General features: G+C 43.9%; 23 protein-coding genes. 18 read left to right on the plus strand and 5 right to left on the minus strand.

Translation table 11 applies throughout. The features are described 5' to 3' along the window. Positions 1–84: 84 nt before the first annotated feature. Both HC752_RS20770 and brnQ read left to right on the plus strand, forming a co-directional pair. The gene (locus HC752_RS20770) at positions 85–1125 is read left to right on the plus strand and encodes a methyl-accepting chemotaxis protein (protein ID WP_190337117.1); all 1041 of its coding nucleotides are present in this window, start codon (positions 85–87) and stop codon (positions 1123–1125) included. Between the two features lie 498 nt (positions 1126–1623). After that, positions 1624–2934: a branched-chain amino acid transport system II carrier protein gene (gene brnQ / locus HC752_RS20775; protein WP_190337118.1), complete on the plus strand. Its 1311-nt coding sequence runs from the start codon at positions 1624–1626 to the stop codon at positions 2932–2934. A 167-nt stretch (positions 2935–3101) separates the two neighbouring features. Here brnQ and fldB read toward each other — a convergent pair whose 3' ends face one another. Continuing rightward, on the minus strand, positions 3102–3620 hold the full coding sequence (fldB, locus tag HC752_RS20780; RefSeq protein WP_190337119.1) for a flavodoxin FldB: 519 nt from the start codon (positions 3618–3620) through the stop codon (positions 3102–3104). A 151-nt stretch (positions 3621–3771) separates the two neighbouring features. On the opposite strand from fldB, the gene xerD reads away from it, so the two are divergent. The 7 genes from xerD to HC752_RS20815 all read left to right on the plus strand — a co-directional run bounded on the left by xerD (position 3772) and on the right by HC752_RS20815 (position 12557). Then, the gene (gene xerD / locus HC752_RS20785; protein ID WP_190337120.1) at positions 3772–4680 is read left to right on the plus strand and encodes a site-specific tyrosine recombinase XerD; all 909 of its coding nucleotides are present in this window, start codon (positions 3772–3774) and stop codon (positions 4678–4680) included. A gap of 30 nt (positions 4681–4710) precedes the next feature. Then, positions 4711–5436 carry a thioredoxin fold domain-containing protein gene (locus HC752_RS20790; RefSeq protein ID WP_190337121.1) on the plus strand — a complete coding sequence of 242 codons (726 nt, stop codon included), beginning with the start codon at positions 4711–4713 and terminating at the stop codon, positions 5434–5436. A 64-nt stretch (positions 5437–5500) separates the two neighbouring features. After that, positions 5501–7240, plus strand: coding sequence for a single-stranded-DNA-specific exonuclease RecJ (recJ, locus tag HC752_RS20795; protein ID WP_190337122.1), 1740 nt, complete (start codon positions 5501–5503; stop codon positions 7238–7240). A 159-nt stretch (positions 7241–7399) separates the two neighbouring features. After that, a protein-coding gene (gene prfB, locus HC752_RS20800; protein ID WP_190337123.1) for a peptide chain release factor 2 occupies positions 7400–8498 on the plus strand; the annotation gives its coding sequence in 2 pieces (ribosomal slippage) (positions 7400–7474 and positions 7476–8498; 1098 coding nt in all). A 34-nt stretch (positions 8499–8532) separates the two neighbouring features. After that, positions 8533–10065 (plus strand): lysine--tRNA ligase, encoded by a 1533-nt coding sequence (lysS, locus tag HC752_RS20805; RefSeq protein ID WP_190337124.1) that lies wholly within the window; start codon positions 8533–8535, stop codon positions 10063–10065. A 309-nt stretch (positions 10066–10374) separates the two neighbouring features. Continuing rightward, positions 10375–11712: a cyclic-di-GMP-binding transcriptional regulator VpsR gene (gene vpsR, locus HC752_RS20810; RefSeq protein WP_190337125.1), complete on the plus strand. Its 1338-nt coding sequence runs from the start codon at positions 10375–10377 to the stop codon at positions 11710–11712. A 593-nt stretch (positions 11713–12305) separates the two neighbouring features. Continuing rightward, a complete protein-coding gene (locus HC752_RS20815; protein ID WP_190337126.1) occupies positions 12306–12557 on the plus strand; it encodes a DUF1127 domain-containing protein in 252 nt (83 codons plus the stop codon). 87 nt (positions 12558–12644) lie between these two features. On the opposite strand, the gene HC752_RS20820 is transcribed toward HC752_RS20815, so the two are convergent. Beyond that, positions 12645–13679: an NADP(H)-dependent aldo-keto reductase gene (locus tag HC752_RS20820; protein WP_190337127.1), complete on the minus strand. Its 1035-nt coding sequence runs from the start codon at positions 13677–13679 to the stop codon at positions 12645–12647. Between the two features lie 158 nt (positions 13680–13837). Here HC752_RS20820 and HC752_RS20825 point away from each other — a divergent pair, with 158 nt between their 5' ends. Continuing rightward, the gene (locus HC752_RS20825) at positions 13838–14143 is read left to right on the plus strand and encodes a DUF6482 family protein (RefSeq protein WP_190337166.1); all 306 of its coding nucleotides are present in this window, start codon (positions 13838–13840) and stop codon (positions 14141–14143) included. 33 nt (positions 14144–14176) lie between these two features. Here the strand turns inward: HC752_RS20825 and mutH are convergent, their stop codons facing one another. Then, positions 14177–14845: a DNA mismatch repair endonuclease MutH gene (mutH, locus tag HC752_RS20830; protein WP_190337128.1), complete on the minus strand. Its 669-nt coding sequence runs from the start codon at positions 14843–14845 to the stop codon at positions 14177–14179. A 632-nt stretch (positions 14846–15477) separates the two neighbouring features. Here mutH and rppH point away from each other — a divergent pair. From rppH to HC752_RS20855, 5 genes are all read left to right on the plus strand, one after another. Next, positions 15478–15996: an RNA pyrophosphohydrolase gene (rppH, locus tag HC752_RS20835; RefSeq protein ID WP_190337129.1), complete on the plus strand. Its 519-nt coding sequence runs from the start codon at positions 15478–15480 to the stop codon at positions 15994–15996. A gap of 4 nt (positions 15997–16000) precedes the next feature. Beyond that, positions 16001–18250, plus strand: coding sequence for a phosphoenolpyruvate--protein phosphotransferase (gene ptsP / locus HC752_RS20840; RefSeq protein WP_190337130.1), 2250 nt, complete (start codon positions 16001–16003; stop codon positions 18248–18250). Positions 18251–18258: 8 nt separating this feature from the next. Next, positions 18259–19056 (plus strand): sulfite exporter TauE/SafE family protein, encoded by a 798-nt coding sequence (locus tag HC752_RS20845; protein ID WP_190337131.1) that lies wholly within the window; start codon positions 18259–18261, stop codon positions 19054–19056. 99 nt (positions 19057–19155) lie between these two features. After that, positions 19156–19968: a prolipoprotein diacylglyceryl transferase gene (lgt, locus tag HC752_RS20850; RefSeq protein WP_190337132.1), complete on the plus strand. Its 813-nt coding sequence runs from the start codon at positions 19156–19158 to the stop codon at positions 19966–19968. A gap of 8 nt (positions 19969–19976) precedes the next feature. Further along, positions 19977–20828: a thymidylate synthase gene (locus tag HC752_RS20855; RefSeq protein WP_190337133.1), complete on the plus strand. Its 852-nt coding sequence runs from the start codon at positions 19977–19979 to the stop codon at positions 20826–20828. 239 nt (positions 20829–21067) lie between these two features. Here the strand turns inward: HC752_RS20855 and HC752_RS20860 are convergent, their stop codons facing one another. Next, entirely contained in the window at positions 21068–22213 is a 1146-nt protein-coding gene (locus tag HC752_RS20860; RefSeq protein WP_190337167.1) for a Na/Pi symporter, read from the minus strand. 402 nt (positions 22214–22615) lie between these two features. Between HC752_RS20860 and nhaR the strand changes: the two genes are divergently transcribed. After that, positions 22616–23506: a transcriptional activator NhaR gene (gene nhaR, locus HC752_RS20865; protein WP_190337134.1), complete on the plus strand. Its 891-nt coding sequence runs from the start codon at positions 22616–22618 to the stop codon at positions 23504–23506. A gap of 125 nt (positions 23507–23631) precedes the next feature. Further along, a complete protein-coding gene (locus tag HC752_RS20870) occupies positions 23632–23928 on the plus strand; it encodes an ArsR/SmtB family transcription factor (RefSeq protein ID WP_190337135.1) in 297 nt (98 codons plus the stop codon). Positions 23929–24070: 142 nt separating this feature from the next. Here the strand turns inward: HC752_RS20870 and rpsT are convergent, their stop codons facing one another. Then, positions 24071–24331: a 30S ribosomal protein S20 gene (gene rpsT, locus HC752_RS20875; protein ID WP_190337136.1), complete on the minus strand. Its 261-nt coding sequence runs from the start codon at positions 24329–24331 to the stop codon at positions 24071–24073. 247 nt (positions 24332–24578) lie between these two features. Between rpsT and murJ the strand changes: the two genes are divergently transcribed. Continuing rightward, positions 24579–26138, plus strand: a complete 1560-nt coding sequence (gene murJ, locus HC752_RS20880; protein WP_342029499.1) for a murein biosynthesis integral membrane protein MurJ — start codon at positions 24579–24581, stop codon at positions 26136–26138. The last annotated feature ends 72 nt before the right edge of the window (positions 26139–26210 follow it).

The raw sequence follows: 26210 nt of genomic DNA on the forward strand, positions 1-26210 counted from the left end.
GAAGGTTTCAATTAGTTTGTCCATGCTCGTTCCTTGTTGGTGTCTGTTCACTTTTGGTCGAATGATCAGATCGAGGAACGAGCAATGAGTTCCGCTATTGGTTTAATTTCTTATCCAGAACTCAGGTTAAATCAGGTTAATGATTATATGCATAATTTTATTAACAAGAATTTGGCTTTCGATTGCAATATCAATACTAACTTTAATTCAGAGATGAATAAGGTAGTAGGAACGGTTAATTTCTTTCGTGAAAGTATGAAAAACGCGTTACTAAAAATGCATGAGGTTTCTTCCTGCAATGAAGATTTCGCGAAACATGCTACTTCCGAAATCGAAAAAATCCAATCTAACATACAGCTTTCCCGTGATACTTGTGGGGTTGCAAACGAACGGATTGTAACCATCAAAGATGTATCTTCAAACTTAGCGGTCAAAATGTCTGATTGCGATACCCAAATGAGAGAAATCTCTCAGTACTTAAGCAGTAGTGAGCGGGATGTTACTCAGTTGAAGGGGTCGGCTCATTCCTATGCATCGCAAAACAGTGAATTAAATGAACAATTGGATGTGTTAAGCGGCAATGCGGAACAAGTGAGAAATGTCCTTACGGTTGTTGGAAGTATTGCCGAGCAAACCAACTTGTTGGCATTGAATGCCGCTATTGAAGCAGCAAGAGCTGGGGAGCAGGGGCGAGGTTTTGCGGTGGTGGCGGATGAGGTCCGAACTTTGGCGGTACGCACTCAAGAAAGCTTGGAAGAGATTAATACTATCGTAAATAACATTACTCACGCGTCCTCTAACGTGATAGAGAAAATGCAAAATCAGAATGCATCATTAGAAAAATTGGTCGATTTGACGGGAAGCACGTCCGTCAGCATACAGCGTGCTGCGAAGATTCTCTCCACGTCAACGGAGGTAATTGGCCAGCTGAGTGAAGACACCAGTGGTATCCATAACGATGTGTTATCTATTTCGGATGAAATTAATAAGCTGCATAGAGTCGAGATAGATAATCAAGAACGTATGGACTCAATCGTTCAACAAATGCAGGAAACCAGCAAATACGCCAGTGAAGTGACCGGAATATTAAAAGAATTTGAGCTCGGTAGTGTCAAGATGGGTTAACTTAATCCTTAGATATGTTTCGAACTGAATTCTTAGCAGCATACAACCTAGCTATTTGGGTTTTGAAATCCTGATAGCTAGGTTGATGAAACGAGATAAAAATTGATGAAACGGGATAACAATTGTCATTACTTCGACGAGAAGGTTTGTTTCGGCACCTAGCACCTAAATTACTCATGCCTAAGTCTCTATGGGATTGATGGCTTTATTCAAACAAACGCATCAACTCAAACAAACGCATCAACAAACGCGACGCAATTTAGGTAACGCGTTCATTTCTTATATATTACCTAGGCTTATAGATTGAAATGGTTAAATAATCCGCATATTTATTGGTTGGTAGTATTTAATTCTGCAATATTAAGTGGTAATGGAATTATCATTGTGTTTTTTATTGCGCTCTTGTTTCTGACTTCTCTTTTGTTCATTATTCGCCCCTTATTTTTAGAATAAAATTTCATGATATTTGTAAACACAAGATTATTATAAGGATTTTCAGTGAGTCAGAAACTAAAATCAACTGATGTCATTGCTTTGGGCTTTATGCTCTTTGCGTTCTTTTTAGGAGCCGGCAATATCATTTTCCCTCCCTTGGCAGGTCAATTGGCCGGCGAAAATTTAATTCCAGCGATGTTGGGCTTCCTACTTACTGCGGTAGGATTACCTTTGATCACCATCATTGCCATTGCCGTTGCGGGAGGATCTTGGGAGCACCTGTCTAAGCATTTGCCTAAGCAGGCTGCAACTTTGATTGTGGTACTGATTTTTATCATTATTGGTCCTGCCTTTGCGGCACCACGTACGGGTTTGGTTGCTTATGAAATGGCAGTGAAACCATTTTTCGCGGATGCACAACAATGGCACTTGACGATGTTCTCAGTGTTGTTCTTTGCCGTGGCGATGTTTTTCGCTTGGTCTCAAGGCAAGTTGATCGATACGATCGGAAAAGTACTGACCCCCGTTCTGTTTTTTGGTCTGATTACGCTTGCGGTATCTGTTTTTGTTGATCCTCAAGGTTTACAGTCCGCTGCTCAAGGTGATTATGTGAGTCAGCCGTTGATCACGGGTTTCCTTGAAGGTTACAACACCATGGATACGTTTGGTGCGTTGATGTTCGGCATTCTGATTGTTGATGCGCTGCGTAGCAAAGGCATTACTGAATCGAGTCTAACAACGAAGTATTTGATCCACGCAGCGTTGATTGCTGCGATAGGCTTGGCGCTTGTTTACGTGTCTTTATTCTACTTAGGATCGACAAGCAATACTGTTGCGGCGGGTGCAGATAACGGTGGGGTTATCTTAAGTTTGTATGTTCAGGCGTTGTTTGGAGCGTCTGGGCAAACCGTTTTATCGGTTATTGTATTGCTAGCGTGTTTGACAACGGCGATTGGCTTGATTTCAGCGTGCTCGGATTATTTTAGTTCGGTGACGTCTGTGAAGTACAAGGTGTGGGTCGTGATCATCGGTGTGGCGTGTGCTGTTGTGGCTAACGTGGGTCTGAGTCAACTGATTTCACTGTCGGTTCCTGTATTGTTTGCGCTCTATCCTGTTGCTATCGCGCTGGTGGCACTGGCGTTTGTTCGTCACCGCTTACCCAACCCTGAGGTGGCTTATCGCATTGTGGTCTTGGTTGCGTTTGTCTTTGCCTTGTTGGATGCCGCTAAAGTGGCGGGCATCAATGTGAATGCGTTTAACATGCTACCGTTGTTTGATGTGGGAATGGCATGGTTAATGCCTACTAGTGCTGCGATTATCTGCATGTTCTTCATTGGAACGTCTCGCAAGTCACTGATGAAAGAAACAGCGTAAAGCAAGTTTGGATCCAGACATTCTAGCGAGCTAAAATGATAAGGGGCGGATATTCATCAGCCCCTTTTTAATTCTTTGGTGGATCTCAATTCTTTGGTGGATCTCAATGCACTTGCGTATTTGTTCGGTACGTGCGTTTTTATACAAAAGTTTAGAAGACCGACAGGTTAAAGCGAGTTGTGGTATTCCACTAAGATCTGTTCACACCATCTTTCGATGCGTTCGTCGCTAAGCTCATATTGGGAATCTTCATCCAACGCTAAGCCTACAAAATGTGACTTATCTTCTGTCAGTGCTTTCGATGCTTCGAAGTTATAGCCTTCATTTTTCCAAAAGCCAATGAACTGAGCGCCCGTTTTGGTCAATTCATCATGGAGAAGCCCCATCGCATCGAGAAACCACTCGCCATAACCTTCTTGATCGCCTAAGCCGAATAACGCGACGTATTTGCCTTTTAGCGACACGCCATCGATGTGCTCCCATACAGCACTCCAATCCTCTTGAATTTCACCGAAATCCCACGTGGAAATTCCAAGCACTAACAGATCATAGTCGTTCATTAATGATAGTGGTGTGTCTTTTACATTAAACATATCCACTAAGTCTTCACCAATGAAGGCGCGAATTTTCTCTGCTGCCATTTCAGTGTAGAAAGTTGTAGAGCCGTAAAAAAGTCCGATTTTCATGATCTGTGATTGTTGATGAAAGAGAGGGCAGATTCTAACGGGAAATGAGAAAGATTTGCAGAATTTATACTTTTAGAGAGGAATTTTAATAGTATTCTTTTCTCGGCTCACTTAGTCTGCTTAAGAATAAGTTTAGAAAAGAGAGAGAAGAATGACGCAAGTCAGTCATCCCGATAGCTATTTGATAGAGCAGTTTTTAGATGCAATGTGGATGGAAAGAGGGCTGTCTGAGAACACGCTCTCTTCTTACCGAAACGATCTATTTAAATTATTGAACTGGATGTCTGAATCCAATTTCCGTTTGGATTTTATCAGTGCTTCAGGGTTGCAGGATTACCAGTCATGGCTAATGGATCAAGGTTTTAAACAAACTTCTCGAGCGAGGATGCTCTCAGCGATACGGCGATTGTTTCAATATCTTCATCGAGAAAAAGTCAGGGCGGATGACCCTAGTGCGTTGTTGGTTAGCCCTAAATTACCGCAGCGACTCCCTAAAGATTTGAGTGAGCAGCAAGTTGAAGCGTTGCTTAATGCGCCAGACCCTAACGATCCCATAGAATTACGCGACAAAGCCATGCTTGAGCTTTTGTACGCGACTGGGCTACGCGTCACTGAACTGGTGAGCTTGACCATGGAAAATATTAGCCTACGTCAAGGCGTGGTCCGTGTCATGGGGAAAGGTGGAAAAGAGCGCTTAGTTCCAATGGGAGAAAATGCCATCGATTGGATTGAAACCTTTTTGGAACAAGGACGTCCAACCATCTTGGGTGAAAAATCGTCCGATGTTGTGTTTCCTAGTAAACGGGCAAGACAGATGACAAGGCAAACCTTTTGGCATCGAATAAAGTTTTATGCAGTGCTGGCAGATATTGACTCTGACGCATTATCGCCACACGTACTGCGCCATGCATTTGCAACACATTTATTAAATTACGGCGCAGATTTGAGGGTGGTTCAAATGTTGTTAGGACATAGTGACTTATCCACCACACAAATTTATACTCACGTCGCAACCGAGCGACTGAAACAGATTCACGAACAACACCACCCAAGGGCGTAGTTCGTATATGACTATTTTTAAGGTGAAATCATGCAATTTTTGCGCAAACTTGGTGTAGTAGCGGCTGGCGCGCTGACTTCTTTTTCTCTTTTTGCTGCTGAAGCAGATGTCAGTAACATTACTGAGCGATTCGGTAAATTGGGAGTGGCAGTGAGTAGCATAACCGACAGCGACATCACCGGTCTTTACGAAGTCGAAACGAATCAAGGGCTATTTTTGTCTACACAGACAGGCGACTATTTTATTCAAGGTAAAATCTACGCCCTAGATGACAAAGGTAACTTTACGGATGTGATCGCTAAGCGTTACGCCGAAAAAATTAAGGATTTCTCTTCTAGCTGGATCGAGTACAAAGCAAAAGAAGAAAAATACATTGTGACCGTATTTACGGATATTGATTGTGGTTACTGTTTGAAATTGCACCGTCAGATGCAAGAGTACAATGACAAAGGCATCACCATTCGCTATTTGGCATACCCTCGCGCTGGCGTACAAAGCCAAGTGGGTCAACAAATGTCGCAAATTTGGTGTTCTGTTGATCAAAAAGCGGCTATGGATGAAATGAAGCTTGAGCGCAGCTTCAGTCAAAAAGTCAGAGAGAAAGAAGACTGTCTCAACACCATCGCTTCACATCGTGATTTGGGTTCTAAATTGGGTGTGCGTGGTACGCCTGCCATCGTCACCAGTAATGGCAGTGTGATTGGTGGTTACTTATCACCGGATGATCTGATTGCTCAGTTGGAAAAAATTAACTAATACTAAACGGATGCCTGTGGGAAACTTCAGGCAAACGACTTTTCTCTGAGCGAAATTCAAAGATATGATCGAAATTCAAAGACGCCCTCAAGATACGCCCCATTCACTTCCGAATTCTATTTCGCCCTTACTTCAGCGAATTTACGCCGCGCGAGGTATTCAATCCTCCTCTCAGCTCGATACTACGGCTAAAGCCCTACACTCCTACCAGTTATTAGGGGGCATTCAGCAAGCCGTTGAAATCTTGTTTGGATCTATTCAGAAGAAAAAACGCATTATTGTTGTTGGCGATTTTGATGCTGATGGCGCAACCAGTTCTGCGTTGTCTGTGCTTGCGCTGAGAATGCTGGGCTGCCATAACGTTGATTATCTCGTTCCTAACCGGTTTGAAGATGGGTACGGGTTAAGCCCTGAAGTGGTTGATCAAGCGATCGAACTTGGCGTAGAAGTGATCATGACGGTGGACAACGGGGTTTCATCAATTGATGGTGTACGTTATGCCAAAGACAAAGGGATTACCGTTATTGTGACGGATCACCATTTGCCGGGTCATGAATTGCCTAATGCGGATGCCATCGTTAACCCCAACCTTGAAAGTTGCGAATTCCCATCAAAATCATTGGCAGGAGTTGGTGTCGCGTTTTATATGATGATGGCGCTTTGTGTCCATATGCGCAAACTGAACTGGTTTGCTTCGCAAGGTATGCAAGAGCCCAAGTTGATGGAGCTTATTGACTTGGTGGCTTTAGGCACCGTTGCTGATGTGGTGCCTCTTGATGAAAACAACCGAATATTGGTTCACCAAGGATTGCAACGCATTCGTGCGGGTAAAGCGCGGCCTGGTATTCAAGCTCTAATTGAAGTGGCGAAGCGTGATTCGCGGCGTCTGGTTGCTTCCGATTTTGGTTTTGCGCTAGGACCCCGAATAAATGCCGCGGGTAGGCTTGACGATATGTCATTTGGCGTTGAATTGTTGATGAGTAATAACATCCATGCCGCGCGTCGGATGGCGAGTGAATTGGATGGATTAAATCAAACTCGAAAAGAGATTGAAGAAGGCATGAAACAAGAAGCAATGGCATTTTGTGAACGCCTGCAATTTGGTGAAAACGCAGAGTTGCCTTATGGGCTGGTTTTGTTCCAACGAGACTGGCACCAAGGTGTGATTGGTATTTTGGCTTCGCGTATCAAGGAACAATTTCACCGTCCAGTGATTGCTTTTGCTGATGGGGGGGATGGCACTCTCAAGGGGTCGTGCCGTTCCATTCCTGGTTTGCACATGCGCGACACGCTGGATAGGATCGACACTCAAAACCCCGGTGTGATCACTAAATTTGGTGGGCATGCCATGGCCGCAGGTTTGACGGTAAAAGAGTCAAACTTTGAACAATTCAGTCGGTTGTTTGACAAAGCCGTTCGTCATGACCTAGACGAAGCCTCTCTAAAGGGCATTTTATTATCGGATGGAGAATTGCAACCTGAAGAGTTTTCCATGCACGTTGCAGAAACCCTGCGTTCAGCAGGACCATGGGGACAAGCGTTTCCTGAACCCTTGTTCGATGGTGAATTTAAAGTAATGCACCAAAAACTGGTGGGAGAAAAACACTTGAAGTTAATGTTGGAACCCTTACACAAAGGACACCCGACCAACATTATGATTGATGGTATTGCTTTTAATGTGGATTTGCGTCGATGGCCCGATGCATCGGTAAAAACGGTACGTTTGGCGTACAAGCTTGATATCAATGAGTTCCGCGGCAACCAGTCCCTTCAATTGATGATCGATCATATTGAGGCGAAATAACCTCGTAATCCATACTGTTTTTATGCCTGTCCTGCTGCGGATTAAGAGTCGCGGGCTCCTAGCATTTCTAAGCATGTATGACGCAAATTTTTCTGTATATCTATCACATTTTTGAGTAGAATTCTTCGGTTAAATTCTACGCTAAAATGTTGAGCCAACATGTTTGAAATCAATCCTATTAAAAACCGCCTACAGGACGTGACCGAGCGCACAAATGTCCTGAGGGGGTACCTTTGACTATGACGCTAAGAAAGAGCGTCTAGAAGAAGTCAACGCAGAACTAGAACAACCCGATGTATGGAATGAACCTGAGCGAGCACAAGCACTAGGTAAAGAGCGTGCCTCTCTTGAAGCGGTGGTCGAAACCATCGATTCACTCGATCAGGGTGTTGAAGACGTAGAAGGTCTTCTTGAGCTAGCGATTGAAGAAGAAGATCAAGAAACCTTCGATGAAATCGACCCTGAATTGGTTGAACTTGAGCTCAAACTAGAGAAGCTTGAATTTCGCCGTATGTTTGCGGGCGATCACGATGCTTCCGATTGCTACATCGATTTACAAGCAGGGTCAGGGGGGACAGAAGCACAAGACTGGACCAACATGATGCTGCGCATGTATTTACGCTGGGCGGAGTCGAAAGGCTTTAAAGCGGAAGTCATTGAAGTGTCTGAAGGCGATGTCGCGGGCTTGAAATCGGCAACGGTTCGTATTTCGGGTGAATACGCTTACGGTTGGCTTCGCACAGAGACGGGTGTTCACCGTTTGGTTCGAAAGTCTCCATTTGATTCGGGCGGTCGTCGCCATACCTCATTCGCATCTGCGTTTATTTATCCGGAGATTGATGAAAACATCGACATTGATGTGAACCCTTCAGACCTTCGTATTGATGTTTATCGTGCGTCAGGTGCGGGTGGACAGCACGTTAACACCACGGAATCAGCGGTGCGTATTACGCACCTTCCAACCAATACTGTGGTGCAGTGCCAGAACGACCGTTCTCAACATAAAAACAAAGATCAGGCGATGAAACAGCTTCGTGCGAAGCTATTCGAGCTGGAATTGCAAAAGCAAAATGCGGAAAAACAAGCCAATGAAGATGCAAAATCGGATATCGGCTGGGGTAGCCAGATCCGTTCTTACGTCTTGGATGATTCCCGTATTAAAGATTTACGTACCGGCGTTGAAAACCGCAATACACAAGCGGTTCTAGATGGCGATCTCGACAAATTTATTGAAGCCAGCCTGAAATCAGGCCTGTAAGCTTTCACCGACCAATCGACAGGATACATCGAAAATGACTGATGCTGTTCAAAACGAAACGCAACTAGAAGCCCATTCGCAAGAAGAGAATAAGCTGATTGCAGAGCGTCGTGCGAAACTGGATGAAATTCGCAAGACTTGCAACGCCAACGGTCACCCAAACGACTTCCGTCGTGACAGCTTGGCTGGCGACCTTCAGAAAGCGTTCGGTGAAAAGAGCAAAGAAGAACTGGAAGAGTTGAATCATGTAGTGGCGATCGCGGGTCGCATTATGGCAAAACGAGGTCCTTTCCTCGTGATTCAGGAAACCTCTGGTCGTATCCAAGCTTACGCAGCGAAAGACGTTCAAAAAGAATTGAAAGCGAAATACCAAGGGCTAGACATTGGTGACATCGTTGGCGTGAAAGGGGCATTGCACAAATCGGGCAAAGGTGACCTTTACGTGAATATGGAAGAATATGATTTGCTGACCAAAGCACTGCGTCCTCTTCCAGAGAAGTTTCATGGTCTGACTGATCAGGAAATGCGTTACCGTCAGCGTTACGTCGATCTCATCGTAAACGAAGATTCTCGCCAAGCGTTTATCATTCGTTCTAAGTTGGTGTCCTCTATCCGTAACTTCATGAGCGGTAAAGGCTACCTGGAAGTTGAAACGCCAATGATGCACGTGATCCCTGGCGGTGCTACGGCTCGACCGTTCATTACTCATCACAACGCGCTAGACATTGACATGTACTTGCGTGTTGCACCAGAGCTTTACCTAAAACGTTTGGTTGTTGGTGGGTTTGATCGCGTATTCGAAATCAACCGTAACTTCCGTAACGAAGGGCTATCGCCTCGTCACAACCCAGAATTCACCATGATGGAATTCTACCAAGCGTACTCTGACTACAAAGATTTAATGGACCTAACGGAAGAGATGTTAAGCACGGTTGCGATGGACGTTCTTGGTTCGACTTCTATGCCTTACGGCGATGAAACGGTAGAGTTTGGTGGTCAGTATGCTCGTATGAGCATGTTTGAGGCGATCAAGCACTACAACCCAGAGCATACAGACATCCAAGCGCTGACTGAAGAAGACCTTCAAAATCGTGAAAAAATGGTTGCGATTGCGAAATCGGTTCACGTTGAAGTGGAAACATTTTGGACTTGTGGGCAGTTGCTTGAGGAAATTTTTGGTGAGACGGCAGAGCCTCAACTTATCCAGCCAACATTCATTACGGGTTACCCAGCGGACATTTCTCCATTAGCTCGTCGTAGCGATGACAACCCATTCTTCACCGATCGCTTTGAGTTCTTCATTGGTGGGCGTGAAGTGGCGAATGGTTTCTCAGAATTGAATGATGCAGAAGATCAAGATGCTCGCTTTAAAGCGCAAGTTGACGCGAAAGATGCAGGTGATGATGAGGCCATGTATTACGATGCGGATTATATTACGGCACTTGAACACGGTTTGCCGCCAACGGCTGGTCAAGGAATTGGTATAGATCGATTGGCGATGTTATTCACAAATACGCATACCATTCGCGATGTAATTTTATTCCCAGCGATGCGACCTCAGCAGTAAAAATATTTATGTCTCAAAATTAAAGCCACCTTCGGGTGGCTTTTTTGAACTTAATTCGGACGTTGAAATTTTATAAATATGTGATTTTGCTCTGCAAAATGATAGATCTTTTCACTTTATCTCCATGTGTCTCACTATTGACAACAGTTATTGGTTAGTCTGTTCCTGCTTGACTGTTTAATAAATTGTACTATGTCTTAAGCATGAGACGTTTTATTGTCGCAAGATTAATTCATATGTAAATCGTCAAGCACCTTAAAACCACGATGAAGATCGTAACAACAATATAGATTGATTAAGGAAGTATTAATGGGTACTCAATTCCGAATGGATTCTGTACCGGGTTCACTTGTTGTTGTTGGAGGCACATACGAACCTTGGCTTGCAGTATTAGAGCAGGTAGGTTGGCGTTGCCAGCGATGTGATGACCTTCGTGAAGCACAGACATTGTTCTCAGAGATTGGTCCTTGCATTGGGATTGTTGATTTAAGCCAGGATGAGTTCAGTCTCAACGGTCTGGCAAATTTAGTCAGCAGCCACAAGCAGGTTCGTTGGCTGGCATTTATCAGGGAGTCTCAGTTGAGCTCTGATACCATATGTCAGTTCATAGTAAACTTTTGTATTGATTTTTTTACTGCGCCCATACCAGACGCACAACTTCTCAATACAATTGGCCACCAACTTGGAATGCTGAAACTGGAGAAGAAAGTTTGGCCTAGCTACGGTCAGACAAGTGATATGGGTATGATTGGGGAGTCAATGCCTATAAAACGTCTGCGAGATCAGGTTCGAAGAATCGGACCGACCGATGTCAGCATTTTGATTTTTGGGGAATCAGGATCGGGTAAAGAAAAAGTCGCTCAAGCGATACATACCACATCGGCACGCTCTAAAGGTCCATTTTTTAGTGTGAACTGCGGAGCGATATCAGAGCAGAGAATGGAGGTGGACATCTTCGGTGTAGACAGAGGCGACGACTGGGGAGAAGCGTCACTGTTGGAACAAGCCGATGGTGGTACCATTTTATTCAACGACATTTTGAATATGCCATTATCTCAACAACAGCATTTGCTGTTCTATTTACAGGAAGGAAAAGTCGAAACAAAAGAAGGGGCGAAAGAAGTGGATGTCAGAATTTTGGTTGCTAACCATTCTGATATGGAAAAAGCCCTGTTAGATGATGACTTCAACGAAGAACTTTATCATCGCCTTAATGTGTTAAGAATTAATGTTCCTAGCTTGAAGGAGCGCTCAGGTGACATAGCTGTACTGGCAAATCACTATTTGAACGTTTACTCTCGTGAGTACAACGCGCAAGCGAGAAGCTTCTCTGACCAAGCGTTAAGAGCATTGACTCAACACCATTGGCCTGGAAATGTTCGAGAGTTAATGAATCAAATCAAACGTGTTGTATTGATGTCAGATTCAGTTGTTATTGAAGAATCTCAATTGGATTTACCAAAACGTGCCGATAACCAGAGAAGTTTACGAAGTATTCGTGAACGTTCAGAACGCGATGCTCTAGTGCTTGTATTGGAATCGCATGATGGTCAAGTGACTCCAGCGGCGAAAGAGCTGGGTGTTTCTCGTGCTACCATGTATCGCCTGCTGAATAAGCACAATCTGATATCGGAAACCAGAGCATAGTGCTTGACATTGATTCAGTATGATTGCTTTACAAAACGCTCACTTTTAAGTGAGCGTTTTTTTTATTTGGTCATTAAAGACTGATGTATCGTAGAAATTGGAAGAGTAACAGAAGAGCAGAATCAGAAAGTGGCAGTCTGTACATGGACTGTCTTTGAGTGAAGTATCATATGAATTTTTGTTCTGAGATATAACTTAGGATATGCAATATATTCTGCTAATGACACTGTGACTGAGTTGCATACAGATAAATTGGCTTTTTTTATAAATTGCGTGAATATGCGCTTGAAATATATCCTCTTGGGGTTAGAATTTAATCGTGACAGTAAGTCACCATTAATCATTTCATTCTTGGATTAGTTAACGAAAGGAGGCACAAAATGTTGAATATATTTACTACACAACATGATTGTGTCGCCAATGATCTAGGTTTTGCCATGGATGCCCGTGGCACCTCTACACCTAAAAACGTTAATTGATCCGTGACCATTTGGGCCGCGGATAAGCGGTCTGACTGGGACAGTCTACAAATTTTTTAATCCTATTTTTGACCGCTTTTTCCAGCCTATATTTATTTTCTGGAGAAAAAAGTTATGCGTCATTCTATTTACATCCAACTGGCCACATTCTTGGTAAAAGCCGATATTAACCGTGAAGTCCGTGCTTGGAAACGCAGAGTGAAAAGAGCTCAGTACAATATTCCATGGCACAACGCACATTTGCTTCAAGATATTGGTCTTGACTCGGAAGGCAATCCAATTGGTGTGAATGAGCAACCGTCAGCTACCGCAGAGCGCCGTGTTCGTCATCTTCGCCGATTATTACGAACGCGAATTCCAACGTAGCAAAAGGGGCTAAGCATTTACCCATTTAGTACTTACTCATTTAGTACTGATGGCGCTTAGCCCCTAAAACCGACATATTCCTGTTAATCAGGGGCAAGGGTTGGAGTATTGCACTCCAATCTCTTGCAAAGATGAAAGCAACTCTTCTGACAGATTCACTTCTAAGCTATCAATATTACTTTTCAATTGCTCCATCGTGGTTGCACCAATGATGTTAGACGCAACGAATGGACGCTGATTGACAAAGGCCAACGCCATTTGAGCAGGGTCTAATCCATGCTCTTGCGCTAATTTTACGTAGGCTTCCGTGGCTTTCACACCATTTGGTGTAAAGTAGCGAGCGAAACGTTCATAAAGTGTGCAGCGCGCGCCTTCAGGTTTTGCATTGTTAAGGTACTTTCCGCTTAACGTACCAAACGCAAGAGGTGAGTATGCAAGTAATTTGACTCCCTCATTGTGAGCGATTTCAGAGAGCCCTACTTCAAAAGTACGATTCAATAAGTTGTACGGGTTTTGAATTGTGATGGCTCTTGGTAAGTCGTGTTTTTCAGCCAATCTTAGATAACTCATTACCCCCCAAGGTGTTTCATTGGATAGCCCTATGTAACGAACCTTACCTTGTTTGACCACATCAGCAAGGGCTTCTAAGGTCTCAAGAATGGGGGTATCGTTTTGATCATCGGGGTAGGGGTAGTTCAGTTGCCCAAAGCAGTTAGTTTGTCGTTGTGGCCAATGGATCTGATAGAGATCGACGTATTCGGTTTTCAGGCGAGTTAGGCTCTCATCGATAGCAAGGTGGATATTGCGCCAGTCGAGTGCCATTGCATCACGGATGTAAGGGACGCCACGTGGACCCGAAACTTTGGTAGCGAGCACCACTTTTTCTCGCTTGCCCGATTTTTTGATCCAATTGCCTATGTATTCTTCTGTTCTACCTTGAGTGTCAGCGCTAGGAGGAACGGGGTACATTTCCGCGGTATCGATAAAGTTAATGCCTCTTTCTAAGGCATAGTCAAGTTGGGAAAAAGCCTCTGATTCCGTGTTTTGCTCACCGAATGTCATGGTACCTAAACACAACGGACTGATCTCAAGAGTTGAATGCGGTAACTTATTTAATTGCATATACATTCCTCATTTTTTCTTCACTATAAACTGATTGTTATGGATGCGGTCAAGTAAAAAATGTTAATGATTTGTTCAACATTAAGTCGATTTTGTCTATGCTTTAAAGATGACCAGTAAAGAGTGCATAGTTATTTGATGATCCAGGGAGGAGAATGATGCAAAGAGAACAGCTCAATCATTGGCTACATGCAAAGCATATCGAGCAGGGAAAAGAGCCAAAAATCTATGTGATTAGCTGTGCAAATCTATCCAGTTATTTGTTGGCGGTAGAATATAAGCACAAGTTAGAACCTATTCGAGGCAAGGGAGAGCCATTGCATTACGATTCATTGGAGTTGGTGAAAGATGCATTACATAAAATGGGGGTTCATACCGCTTATTTAAGGCTACACAATGTTTATGATGAATGTGGAGAGAGCGGAGTAGCACTTTATCACGACATTGAGATGTCGATTCACTAGAGCGTAGAGCGGTGAGTTGAAATCGAGAAAGGGTTATGGATCAAAAAACTGTTCTAAGATCCTTTGAGTGAACCCTTTTTTTAAATAGAAACCTCTTGGAAGTGTCATGATTGGCGTACCATTTGCCCCATAAGCTTCCGTGAGTGCTCTGCTGTTCGCGGCTTTTGGGCGGAGCTGTAGAGCTGTTCCATGCCGAGCGGTGATTTGTTCGACTTGCCCTAGGACGATGTACTCCATCAACTCTTCCCAATCTTGTTTTAGGATCTGAGTTTCTTTTTCATTCGGCGACCATAAAACAGGAAAGCCCACTTTACGTTTGGCGACAGGCAACGCTCTTTCACCTTCAACAGGAACCCAGAGCACACTGGATAGTTTTTGCCGTATATGGCTATTTTCCCAAGTAAGACCCTGTACACCAATTAAGGGGGCAACCGCAACAAAAGTGGTTTCTAGGGGGGTACCTTTATGGCTAATGGGGATGCTTTTGAGCTCGATCCCAAGATCAACAAAGTCTTGCTGTGGCTTGCTACCCGCGCTTGCACCTAGGTGCCACTCAAGCAGTTGACCAACCCAACCTTTATCCCTTTTCAAATTATCAGGGACAGGGACTCCAGCTTCCTCAGCTAGCTCGCTTAGCGTATAGCCTGCAATGCTAATAGCACGAGTGTGAAGTTCTTGCTCAGACGTAGGTGTGGGTTTCATGGAATATTGAATACAGCAATAAAAGACTCACTTTAGCATAACTATGGAACGATTAACTGACCATAAAAATGGGATCTGACATTTTTGTAAGTGAAGTCAAAGATCTTTTCCCAACTTATCCACAGCTCGTGGGTTCAGGCTCATGCAAACAAAAGAGCTGGATCTATAATCAGGGTTTTATTGGTCGTTTTTCTGCCTAAATTTTAACTTTGAGCTAAAGTTTAATCACTTTGTGTGGGTAAAGAAATCTATGGTTGATCTTTGACCGATCTGAGCAGGGGATAGGATATCGCTGGATAAATAAGTTGAAAATCAAAGATGAAATATCATTATGTAGTTGTATTTTAAGGCTTATTGTTTTTTTTCTTCATTCCTGGGTAGGGTGGTTTGGAAGATCTTGGATCGTACTCAATGTCTTGTAATCGGTTTCTTCACACACTTATTCACAGAAAAGGTGAATAAATGTGGGACTGGTCTCATTCTTGTGTTGATAACTTATGCTTCGGTGAAAACTTATCCAGTGAGGTCCCTGTTGGGCAGAAAAAAACGTATTATGCGACATGTAAGTTTGCCCCTGTTGGGGATATGTGGAAAAATCACACTTAACAGAGATTTATATTAGAGGTTAGCCAGTGATCGATGGCGATGGTTACCGCTTAAATGTGGGGATTGTGATTTGTAACAACCATGGTCAGGTATTCTGGGCGAAACGATACGGACAGCATTCATGGCAATTTCCTCAGGGAGGAATTGATGATGGCGAAACACCAGAAGAAGCAATGTTTCGTGAGCTGTACGAAGAAGTGGGTTTAACTCAAAAAGACGTTAAAGTCGTCGCGACCTGTCGTCATTGGCTACGCTATAAGCTACCCAAACGATTGGTCCGATGGGATTCAAAACCCGTTTGTATCGGACAAAAACAGAAATGGTTCTTGCTACGATTAGACTGTGATGAGTCTAGAATCAACATGCAGCGTGGCAGTACCCCTGAATTTGATGGTTGGAGATGGGTAAGTTATTGGTACCCCGTAAGACAGGTAGTGTCGTTTAAGCGCGATGTTTATCGACGTGCGATGAAAGAGTTTGCTACGCTAGCAATGCCGTTCAGAGAACGAAAAGTAAAAGGTAAGCGAAAGAATCGGAGAGGATAACTAAATGCTCACTCAGTTGAGGGATATCGTAGAACAGGTTTCTAGAATTGAATACATCCATGAAGCTTTGGATGTATTGGTTAACGAAACCTGCCACGCTATGCAAACTGAGTGTTGCACATTTTATTTTGCCAACGATGAGTTATCTCGATTGGAGCTCATGGCCACCAAAGGCTTAAAGTTCGAAGGCGATGAAATTCACATCGGTTATCATGAGGGCTTGGTGGGTTTGGTTCGTAGAACTGCCGAGCCACTCAATTTAGCGGAAGTGTCATCTCACCCCAATTTTAAATTCTTTCCTCAACTCGGAGAGGAGATTTACCATTCTTTTCTAGGCACGCCGATTATTCATCGTAAGCAAGTACTTGGTGTCCTTGTTATTCAGCAAAAATCCCCTCGGCTTTTTTCAGAAATGGAAGAGTCGTTTCTCGTTACGCTCTCTGCGCAGCTCGCCGTTATTATTGCCCATGCACAGGCACAAGGGCATTGGCTACTTAATGACGCCAACAGTCAGAAAATGAATGGAATAGCCGCCTCACCTGGTGTCGCAGTGGGCGAGTTTTGGTGGGATGATACGCAGCCTAAGCTGTCGGATGTCTACCCTGCAAGTACATTGGATATAGAGCAAGAACAAGAATGGTTAGCGCTTTCCATGGAAAGTGCAAAGGCGGATTTCAGGCGGTTACGAAAGAAGCTAGATAACGATATAAATAAAGATACGTTGGCCATTTTTGATTTGTTCACTCACCTTCTCAATGATCCTATGTTGAGAAATGATCTCAAAGAGCACATTCAAAAAGGCGATCGAGCGGATTGGGCGTTGCGACAAGTGGTGGAAACATATTCCAATCGCTTCGCTCAGATGTCTGATGTGTATTTGCGTGAGCGCGCTCAGGACATTCGAGAACTTGGCCAACGATTGTTGTATTTTCTCCATGCTAATGAAGTGGGGGAGTTAGAACTCCGACATCCGGTTATTCTTGTCGTGAATGAGCTTACTGCTTCCACGTTGGCGAGCCTACCCAAAGATAAGCTTTTGGGCGTCGTTTCTATTGAGGGGGCGGCAAATTCGCATGCGGCAATTTTATCTCGTGCTTTAGGTATTCCTGCCATTATGGGCGCGAGTGTTATGCCACAGAAGCTCACGGGTAAGACGGGCATTGTTGATGGGTATAGCGGTGAAATCTTTGTTGATCCGCCAGCCCAACTTCTTAAGGAATACCGGTCGTTACGAGACGAAGAGTTTGAGCTTTCCAAAATGGTGGAAAAGGAGCTCAAAGAAGAGGCGAGAACAAAAGATGGCTGCCATGTGAATGTAATGCTGAATGCGGGTTTGAGTGCCGATACCAATATTTCAGTGAACCAAGGCGTTAACGGTGTTGGGTTGTATCGTACCGAGATATCTTTTCTACTTCAGCACCGCTTTCCATCAGAAGAAGAGCAATATCAACAGTATCGACGGGTGTTGGAAACCTACCCAAACAAACAAGTGGTGATGCGAACCCTAGATGTCGGCGGTGATAAACCACTGCCTTATTTACCGATTGAAGAAGACAACCCATTTTTGGGGTGGCGAGGGATTCGTTTTACCCTTGATCATCCTGATATTTTCCTAATGCAATTGCGTGCCATGTTGAAAGCCAGTGATGGCTTGAATAATTTAAGCATTCTTCTTCCTATGCTATCAGGGAACCAAGAGTTAGATGATGCGCTGGTCCTCATCCAGCAAGCGTATGACGAGGTCTCGCAAACTCACCATAATGTGGCAAAACCACAAGTCGGTGTGATGCTAGAAGTGCCTTCCATGCTCTATTTATTGCCATTTATGGCGGATAAAATTGATTTTGTCTCGGTCGGTACCAACGACTTAACGCAATATTTGTTAGCGGTGGACAGAAATAATGCTCGGGTATCGGGGGTTTATGAATCGGTTCACCCTGCTGTCATTCAAGCATTGGCGCAAATAGAGGCAACATGCCGAACGCATAATTTGTCTGTGAGCATTTGTGGTGAATTGGCTGGGGATCCTATTGGTGCTTTATTGCTTGTTGGGTTAGGGTATCGTTCGCTGAGTATGAATACCGCTAACGTGGCTCGTATTAAATATTTACTTCGACAGTCGAATGTGACGGATTTACAGGCGTTAGCAAAAAGCGCGTTGTCTCATCCTTACGGAAAAGACATTCATGACCAAGTTTTTGGATACTTGGAAGCACAAAATTTAGCTGGTTTCGTTCGCGCCGGTAAAAAATAGAGGTTCACTTGAACATAGAGCTCATTTTTCAGTTCCTAGTGCTGGGGAGTATTGTTGGCGTCTTGGCGGGATTGTTAGGGATCGGAGGAGGCTTAATTGTTGTGCCTGCGATGCTTTGGCTGCTTCCGGCAGCGAACATCTCCACGGATCTTATTATGCACATTGCCTTAGCGACATCTTTAGCAACCATCATACTTACGTCTGGTTCATCTGCTTTCAATCACCTTCGTCTGGGAAACGTAGACATGTTTGTTGTTAAGTGGTTGATGCCGGGTGTGGTTGTCGGTGGTCTCGCAGGCTCGTTTATTGCAGAAGCGATTCCCACGCAGTACCTTATCAACGTTTTCGGCATCATTGTCCTAGGGTTGGCCATTCAGATGTTGATGTCTTTGCGATCTGCTGTTGCGTCCCCAATGCCATCAGCAGGAACCACTTTAGGCTATGGCGGTCTTATTGGCGTGGTGTCGAGCTTGGCAGGAATTGGTGGTGGTTCATTGACCGTCCCATTTCTAAGTCGGCACGGTGTTGATATGCGAAAAGCGATCGGCTCTTCATCGGTGTGCGGAAGTGCCATTGCTTTGGCTGGGATGGTGGGGTTTGTGGTGCATGGTTTTGAAGTGCAAGGTCTACCCAAATACAGCTTGGGTTATGTTTACTTGCCGGCATTATTTGGTATTGTGGCGACTTCTGTATTAACGACCCGTATCGGCGCCAAATGGGCGACTAAGCTTCCAACGGCGGTATTAAAGAAAATATTTGCTGTTTTCCTTCTTTTCATCGCTGGAAAAATGCTATTACCAATTTAGATGTTGTCGAATGTTTGCCGTGGTCGTTTTTAACCATTGCGGATTCAGATGTCAGTTTACTACTTCAACAGTCCTTAGAAACAGTAAAGAGAATTAAATATGAATCAGGGGTTTATCGCCTTTCCTCAAATTGATCCTGTCATTTTTTCCATCGGACCATTGGCGCTACGCTGGTATGGTTTGATGTATCTTATTGGCTTTGTATTTGCGTTGTGGTTAGCAAACCGTCGCGCTGATATGCCTAATAGTGGCTGGACGCGTGAGCAAGTTTCTGACTTGTTGTTTGCAGGTTTCCTTGGTGTTGTGCTGGGGGGGCGTATTGGTTACGTATTCTTTTACAACTTTGATGTTTTTCTGGATGACCCATTATACCTGTTTAAGATCTGGACAGGAGGGATGTCTTTTCATGGCGGCTTGCTGGGCGTGACCGCCGCCATGGCGTGGTATGCGCGTAAACATGGTCGAGCCGTCTTTGCTGTCACCGATTTTATCGCGCCATTGGTTCCTTTTGGTCTCGGAATGGGGCGCATAGGTAACTTTATGAACGACGAGCTATGGGGGCGCGTAACGGATGTGCCATGGGCGGTGTTATTTCCAAGTGGGGGGTATCTTCCCCGGCACCCTTCGCAGTTGTATGAGTTTGTCCTCGAAGGTTTAGTTCTTTTTTTCATTATCAATTGGTTTATTAAGAAACCTCGCCCTGCTGGAAGTGTGTCTGGGGTGTTTTTGCTGGGGTATGGTAGCTTCCGCTTTATTATAGAATACTTCCGAGAGCCGGATGCACATCTGGGTCTTTTTGGAGGTTGGATCTCCATGGGGCAAATTTTGTCTCTACCAATGGTGATGGGGGGGATCGCATTGATTACATGGGCATTTATCGCCAACAAACAACCTGTTAAATCGAAAGTGTAAGGTCTACAGTGAAACAGTATTTGGAGTTATGTCAGCGTATCGTCGATGAAGGTACGTGGATTGAAAACGAGCGCACGGGAAAACGGTGCCTAACCGTCATCAACGCGGATCTTACTTATGATGTTAGTTCGGGAGCATTCCCACTAGTGACAACGCGAAAAAGCTTTTGGAAAGCCGCCGTTGCTGAATTACTCGGTTACATTCGTGGTTACGACAACGCGGAAGATTTTCGCATGCTAGGCACCAAAACATGGGACGCGAACGCAAATTTAAACGATGCATGGCTTAACAACCCCTATCGTAAAGGCAATGACGATATGGGGCGTGTTTACGGTGTGCAAGGGCGTGCTTGGGCAAAGCCTGATGGCGGACACATCGATCAGCTCAGAAAGATTGTGGATGATTTAACGAATGGTGTGGATGATCGTGGCGAAATATTGAATTTCTACAACCCAGGTGAATTTCACATGGGTTGTTTGCGTCCTTGCATGTACAGTCACCACTTTTCCTTACTTGGCGATACATTATACTTAAACAGCACACAGCGTTCCTGTGACGTTCCATTAGGTTTAAACTTTAATATGGTTCAAGTGTACGTTTTCTTAGCTCTGATGGCTCAGATAACGGGTAAGAAGCCAGGTAAGGCGTACCACAAGTTGGTTAATGCACACATCTACGAAGATCAGTTAGAGTTGATGCGTGATGTTCAGTTGAAACGTGAGCCTTTTCCTGCACCTGAAATCAGAATTAACCCTAAGATACAATCGCTCGAAGATTTGGAAACATGGGTCACTATGGATGATTTTGACGTGGTGGGGTATCAATGCCACGATGCGATTAAGTATCCATTTTCAGTATAATTGTTACAAGAAGAACAACGACGCCACTTGTCCTCAAGCGGCGTTTTTTTGTGGGATAAATCCTGTAGCGAGCAGCACTTGAATAAACAAACTAGTCCAGCTGGATTCGTTAAATCTATCTGACATGTATGCTTTCTTATGCGAGTGAAATCGCCCTAAGAGATCATTAAGCTCGATAAAAACAAAGAAAGCCCCTGCACTTGATAAATGCAGGCGCTTATGACGTTCTGTATCGGCTTTTACGCGGTAAGCGCTAAGATGGTACCGGGCATGATGATGAACACAGCCAGTAAGTAACCTACGACGACCGATTTATTCTTCATCGCCATATCGGATATCAGATCCGCCCCTTTGATGGGGAGCTCTCTTAGGAATGGAATACCGTAGATAAAGGCTGTGGCCATTACGTTAAACACTAAGTGAACAAGTGCAATTTGTAAGGCAAATACAGCAAACTCACCAGAAACCGCTGTTGCAGCGAGCAATGCCGTGATGCACGTACCAATATTTGCACCCAGAGTGAACGGGTAAACATCACGCACTTTTAGTACACCTGACCCCACCAATGGAACCATTAAGCTTGTTGTTGTTGACGAAGACTGAACCAGTACAGTGACAACGGAACCTGATGCGATGCCGTGAAGAGGTCCACGACCAATAGCATTTTTCAAAATGTCACGCGCTCGACCAACCATTAGGCTCTTCATCAGCTTGCCCATAACGGTGATGGCGACGAAGAGGGTTGCGATGCCTAATATAATCAACATAACCCCGCCTGCTACATCGCCAAACGACGCTAGGGGTTCTTTAATCGCGTTAATAACAGGTTTGGTAATGGGTTTAATAAAGTTGAAACCTTTAATGCTCATATCACCAGTTGCAAGCATCGGTGAAATCAGCCAGTGAGAAATTTTCTCTAGAATACCGAACATCATTTCCAGCGGTAGGAAGATGATAACAGCAAGGAGGTTGAAGAAATCATGGATGGTGGCACTAGCAAATGCGCGTTTAAACTCGACCTTGCAACGAACGTGACCTAAGCTGACCAACGTATTGGTAACGGTAGTACCAATGTTGGCACCCATAATCATTGGAATGGCCGTCGCTACAGGGAGACCACCAGCAACAAGTCCGACAATAATGGAAGTGACAGTACTAGACGACTGAATTAATGCTGTTGCAACAAGCCCTATCATTAGACCTGCAACAGGGTGAGAAGCAAATTCGAAAAGTGTTTTAGCGTGCTCTCCAGAAGCCCACTTAAAACCACTTCCTACCATTGAAACTGCAAGTAATAGTAGGTAAAGCATGAAAGCCAAGTTAGCCCAGCGTAGCCAGCGAGCTGAGCTCGATCGTGGCGCTGCTGTTGAAGTAGCTTGGTTTATCATATTTTTCTCCGTGACCGTTCTCAATTAGGTCGGTTAGTGAATCTGAAGGCGATACTAGAGATGAAATATTGCAGTTATATGACATTTACATTTAAGGGGGGCTTTTTTGCTATTTTTTCCACGCAATCGATAACTTACAATGATATGTTTTATAATTTATTGATTTTTAAGGGTTAAGTTGGGTTTGTTGCTAGGCGGTGATTGGTGTTTTTGACTGTTTTTAATAGGAAATTTGCATTTTGTCACACTTTCTCTTGATGATAGTGTCATAAAAGTCTCGATTATGTTCGGTTTTATTCGAAATATTCACTTTTATATATCGAAAATACCGAAAATATGGTCTCTTTATTAGATGCGTTGTATCATATGGTTTCTTCATGCTTTGGTTAAGAAAATTCGATGTCGCACTTAAATTATAATCATCTTTATTATTTCTGGATGGTGTGTAAACAGGGTTCGGTTACGAAAGCTGCGGATGCACTTTTCCTAACGCCTCAGACCGTAACTGGGCAAATAAAAGCGCTAGAAGAAAGAATGGATGGCAAGTTAACCAAGCGTAATGGGCGTAGCGTCGAGCCTACTGAGTTAGGGCAACTTGTCTTTAAGTATGCCGATCGTATGTTTGGTTTAAGTTATGAAATGCTAGACATCGTCAATTACAGTCAGCGATCCAATATTCTGTTTGATGTTGGGGTGGCCGATGCGCTTTCAAAACGCTTAGTAAGCCGGATTCTGATGACCACGGTACCTTCAGACAATAGCATCCACTTACGATGCTTTGAATCGACTCACGAATTGCTTCTTGAGCAGCTCTCTCAGCATAAGTTGGATATGATTTTGTCTGATTGTGCGGTTGATTCAAGCCAGAGCCCTGGGCTATACAGTAAAAAGTTGGGTGAATGTCGAATGAGCTTCTTTAGCTCGAAACCATTGGATAATGAACAGTTTCCCTCAGTATTAGAGAATCGAAAACTGCTTTTGCCTGGAAGCCGAACCTCAATGGGAAGAAAGGTCATGCAGTGGTTTGATCGAAAAGGAATTCAGCCCAACATTCTTGGTGAGTTTGATGACGTGGCTTTAATGAAAGCATTCGCTCAAGATCATAAAGATGCGATTTTTCTTGCACCCAGTTTGTATCAATCCGAAGTGGGTGATGACGTCTCTCTACACTTGGTGGGTGAAATAAATGAGCTTAAGGAAGAGTACTTTGTGATATTTGCTGAACGAATGATTCAGCATCCAACTGTTAAGAATCTTTGTGATGCTGATTTCATTCAGCTGTTCGATTAACAGAATTCATTGTATTACTTTACATTGTTGTAATAACATTACTATGAATAAGGACTTCAACTGACATAACATAAATAATAAGTTGAAGATGCAATAACTTAGCTTTAGCCCATGGAGGCTGTTGAATGAACTTACAGGAAATGGAGCAGAAGTCTGCTCAAGTTGTCGTACTCTTGAAAGCGATGGCGAATGAAAGACGCTTGCAAATATTATGTATGCTACACAGTAATGAACTTTCTGTTGGAGAGCTGTGTTCTAATCTTGAATTGAGTCAGTCTGCACTGTCTCAGCATTTAGCCTGGTTGAGAAGAGATGGTTTGGTACAAACTCGGAAAGAAGCCCAAACGGTCTATTATTCTCTTAGCAGCTTGGAAGTAAAACAAGTCATTAAACTGCTTCATGCACTGTATTGCGAAGATTGATCGCGTATGGACAAGTGGTTGAGCTGACCTTAGAGTGGTCAGCCATCCGAGAAGGATAAGCCTAGGTACGAAAAAGCATTTTGTTTTATTTAGATATAAAAAAACCGGCGAAAGCCGGTTTTTTTGCAAATCTAAACCCGGATTAAAGAGCTTTGATTGCTGCAGAGAAACGAGACTTGTGACGAGCAGCTTTATTCTTATGAATAAGACCTTTGGTCGCCATACGGTCTAGGATCGGTGTAACTGCAGTGAATGCAGCTGTTGCAGCTTCTTTATCGCCTGCTTCAATAGCTGCGATAGTTTTCTTCATGTAAGTGCGCATCATAGAACGACGGCTAGCGTTGTGCTGACGACGTTTTTCAGCTTGGATAGCGCGCTTCTTAGCAGATTTACTGTTTGCCAAGGGTCTAACTCCCAAAAACTTAGTTCGGTGACAATTTAAGGGCGAGGAATATCCCTCAATTACGCTTAAATGTCAAATGATTTGTGCAAAAACCCAGCTCATCCAAACAATCTTTGGAATAGAAGGTCATCGCGGTTAAGATGGCGTGGATTCTAACAGCATTTTTATACCATTGCTAATAATTATCTCTGCTGAGCCCATGAAAGCGCTTTAGCAGATTTATGAGTGTATTTTTTAGGGGATGTTTGTGAGTAAAAAGCTGCTCAAGTCTGGCTTGATCGTCAGTATGATGACTTTTATTTCCAGAATTCTGGGTCTGGTACGGGACGTGGTTGTCGCCAATCTAATGGGCGCAGGTGCCAGCGCAGATGTTTTCTTTTTTGCCAATAAAATTCCCAATTTTTTGCGTCGCCTTTTCGCTGAAGGGGCGTTTTCCCAAGCCTTTGTGCCTGTTTTAACGGAATATCATGCCAGTGGTGATCAAGCCAAAACCCGAGAATTGATTGCGAAAGCATCGGGTACATTAGGCGTCATTGTTACTGGGGTTACACTAGTTGGGGTGCTTGGGTCGGGTGCGATCACTGCACTGTTTGGTTTTGGGTGGTTCCTTGATTGGCTAAATGGTGGTCCCTCTTCGGAAAAGTTTGAACTAGCCAGTTTTCTTTTGAAAGTGACCTTCCCTTATTTGTGGTTTATTACGTTTGTTGCACTGTCGGGAGCGATTTTAAACACCCTCGGGAAATTTGCGGTTTCTTCTTTTACGCCTGTATTTCTCAATATTATGATTATTGGGTCCGCACTTTGGATATCACCACAATTAGAACAACCAGAAATTGGTTTAGCCATTGGAGTGTTTCTTGGTGGTTTGGTGCAATTTCTTTTTCAAATACCTTTCTTAATCAAAGAGGGGATGTTGGTCAAACCTCAATGGGGATGGTGCGATCCTGGTGTTGTGAAAATCCGTACTCTAATGATCCCAGCATTGTTTGGTGTGTCTGTGAGTCAAATTAACCTTTTGCTTGATACTTTTATTGCGAGTTTTTTAGCGACAGGCTCGATTAGCTGGCTCTATTACTCAGACCGTTTGTTAGAATTTCCTTTGGGTTTGTTTGGGATTGCCATTGCCACGGTCATTCTACCGGCGCTTTCTCGGAGGCATGTAGACTCTCAAACTGATGGCTTTGCGCACACGATGGATTGGGGCATTCGAATGGTTCTACTGCTTGGTGTGCCGGCCATGCTAGGGTTGATTATACTTTCGAAGCCTATGTTAATGGTGCTCTTCATGCGAGGAGAGTTCACCCCTCAAGACGTAGAGTTTGCTTCTTTATCCTTAATGGCTTACGCATCGGGCTTACTGAACTTCATGTTGATCAAAGTGCTGGCACCCGGTTATTACTCGCGACAAGACACGAAAACTCCTGTGAAGTACGGCATTATAGCCATGGTATCCAATATGGTATTTAACGCCATTTTTGCTTGGTTCTACGGGTACGTTGGATTGGCGATTGCAACGGCGTTATCGGCTTTTGTTAACATGACATTGTTGTATCGTGGGTTACACATGCAAAAAGTGTATCGAATCACCAAAGAAACGCTTATTTTTGCGCTAAAGCTTATCCTTGCTGGTGTGGTGATGGTTTCGACGGTTTTATGGCTAAATCCGACCATGGATACCTGGTTGTCCTGGAGCTTTGGTGCTCGTTGCATGCAGTTAGCTATTTTGATTGGGGGTGGTGCTTTAGTTTACTTGATATCGGTTTTGGTGATGGGCATTCGAATTCGTCACCTGAAAGCCGCCTCTTAGTGAGCCGATTATTTTAAGAGTGAAACTCGCATCTTATTACGGTTTGGGTATATAATCCGTCGGTTTCGTGCA

It is taken from the genome of Vibrio sp. S9_S30, assembly GCF_014694455.1.
GTDB lineage: Bacteria > Pseudomonadota > Gammaproteobacteria > Enterobacterales > Vibrionaceae > Vibrio.

Bases quoted from the DNA above. Each gene is read 5' to 3' on its own strand.
- recJ (WP_190337122.1), top strand. From the start codon at position 5,501: ATGATCGAAATTCAAAGACGCCCTCAAGATACGCCCCATTCACTTCCG.
- lysS (WP_190337124.1), top strand. From the start codon at position 8,533: ATGACTGATGCTGTTCAAAACGAAACGCAACTAGAAGCCCATTCGCAA.
- mutH (WP_190337128.1), bottom strand. From the start codon at position 14,845: ATGAAACCCACACCTACGTCTGAGCAAGAACTTCACACTCGTGCTATT.
- HC752_RS20770 (WP_190337117.1), top strand. From the start codon at position 85: ATGAGTTCCGCTATTGGTTTAATTTCTTATCCAGAACTCAGGTTAAAT.
- nhaR (WP_190337134.1), top strand. From the start codon at position 22,616: ATGTCGCACTTAAATTATAATCATCTTTATTATTTCTGGATGGTGTGT.
- lgt (WP_190337132.1), top strand. From the start codon at position 19,156: ATGAATCAGGGGTTTATCGCCTTTCCTCAAATTGATCCTGTCATTTTT.
- vpsR (WP_190337125.1), top strand. From the start codon at position 10,375: ATGGGTACTCAATTCCGAATGGATTCTGTACCGGGTTCACTTGTTGTT.
- HC752_RS20815 (WP_190337126.1), top strand. From the start codon at position 12,306: ATGCGTCATTCTATTTACATCCAACTGGCCACATTCTTGGTAAAAGCC.
- xerD (WP_190337120.1), top strand. From the start codon at position 3,772: ATGACGCAAGTCAGTCATCCCGATAGCTATTTGATAGAGCAGTTTTTA.
- fldB (WP_190337119.1), bottom strand. From the start codon at position 3,620: ATGAAAATCGGACTTTTTTACGGCTCTACAACTTTCTACACTGAAATG.
- ptsP (WP_190337130.1), top strand. From the start codon at position 16,001: ATGCTCACTCAGTTGAGGGATATCGTAGAACAGGTTTCTAGAATTGAA.
- HC752_RS20820 (WP_190337127.1), bottom strand. From the start codon at position 13,679: ATGCAATTAAATAAGTTACCGCATTCAACTCTTGAGATCAGTCCGTTG.
- HC752_RS20825 (WP_190337166.1), top strand. From the start codon at position 13,838: ATGCAAAGAGAACAGCTCAATCATTGGCTACATGCAAAGCATATCGAG.
- HC752_RS20870 (WP_190337135.1), top strand. From the start codon at position 23,632: ATGAACTTACAGGAAATGGAGCAGAAGTCTGCTCAAGTTGTCGTACTC.
- HC752_RS20790 (WP_190337121.1), top strand. From the start codon at position 4,711: ATGCAATTTTTGCGCAAACTTGGTGTAGTAGCGGCTGGCGCGCTGACT.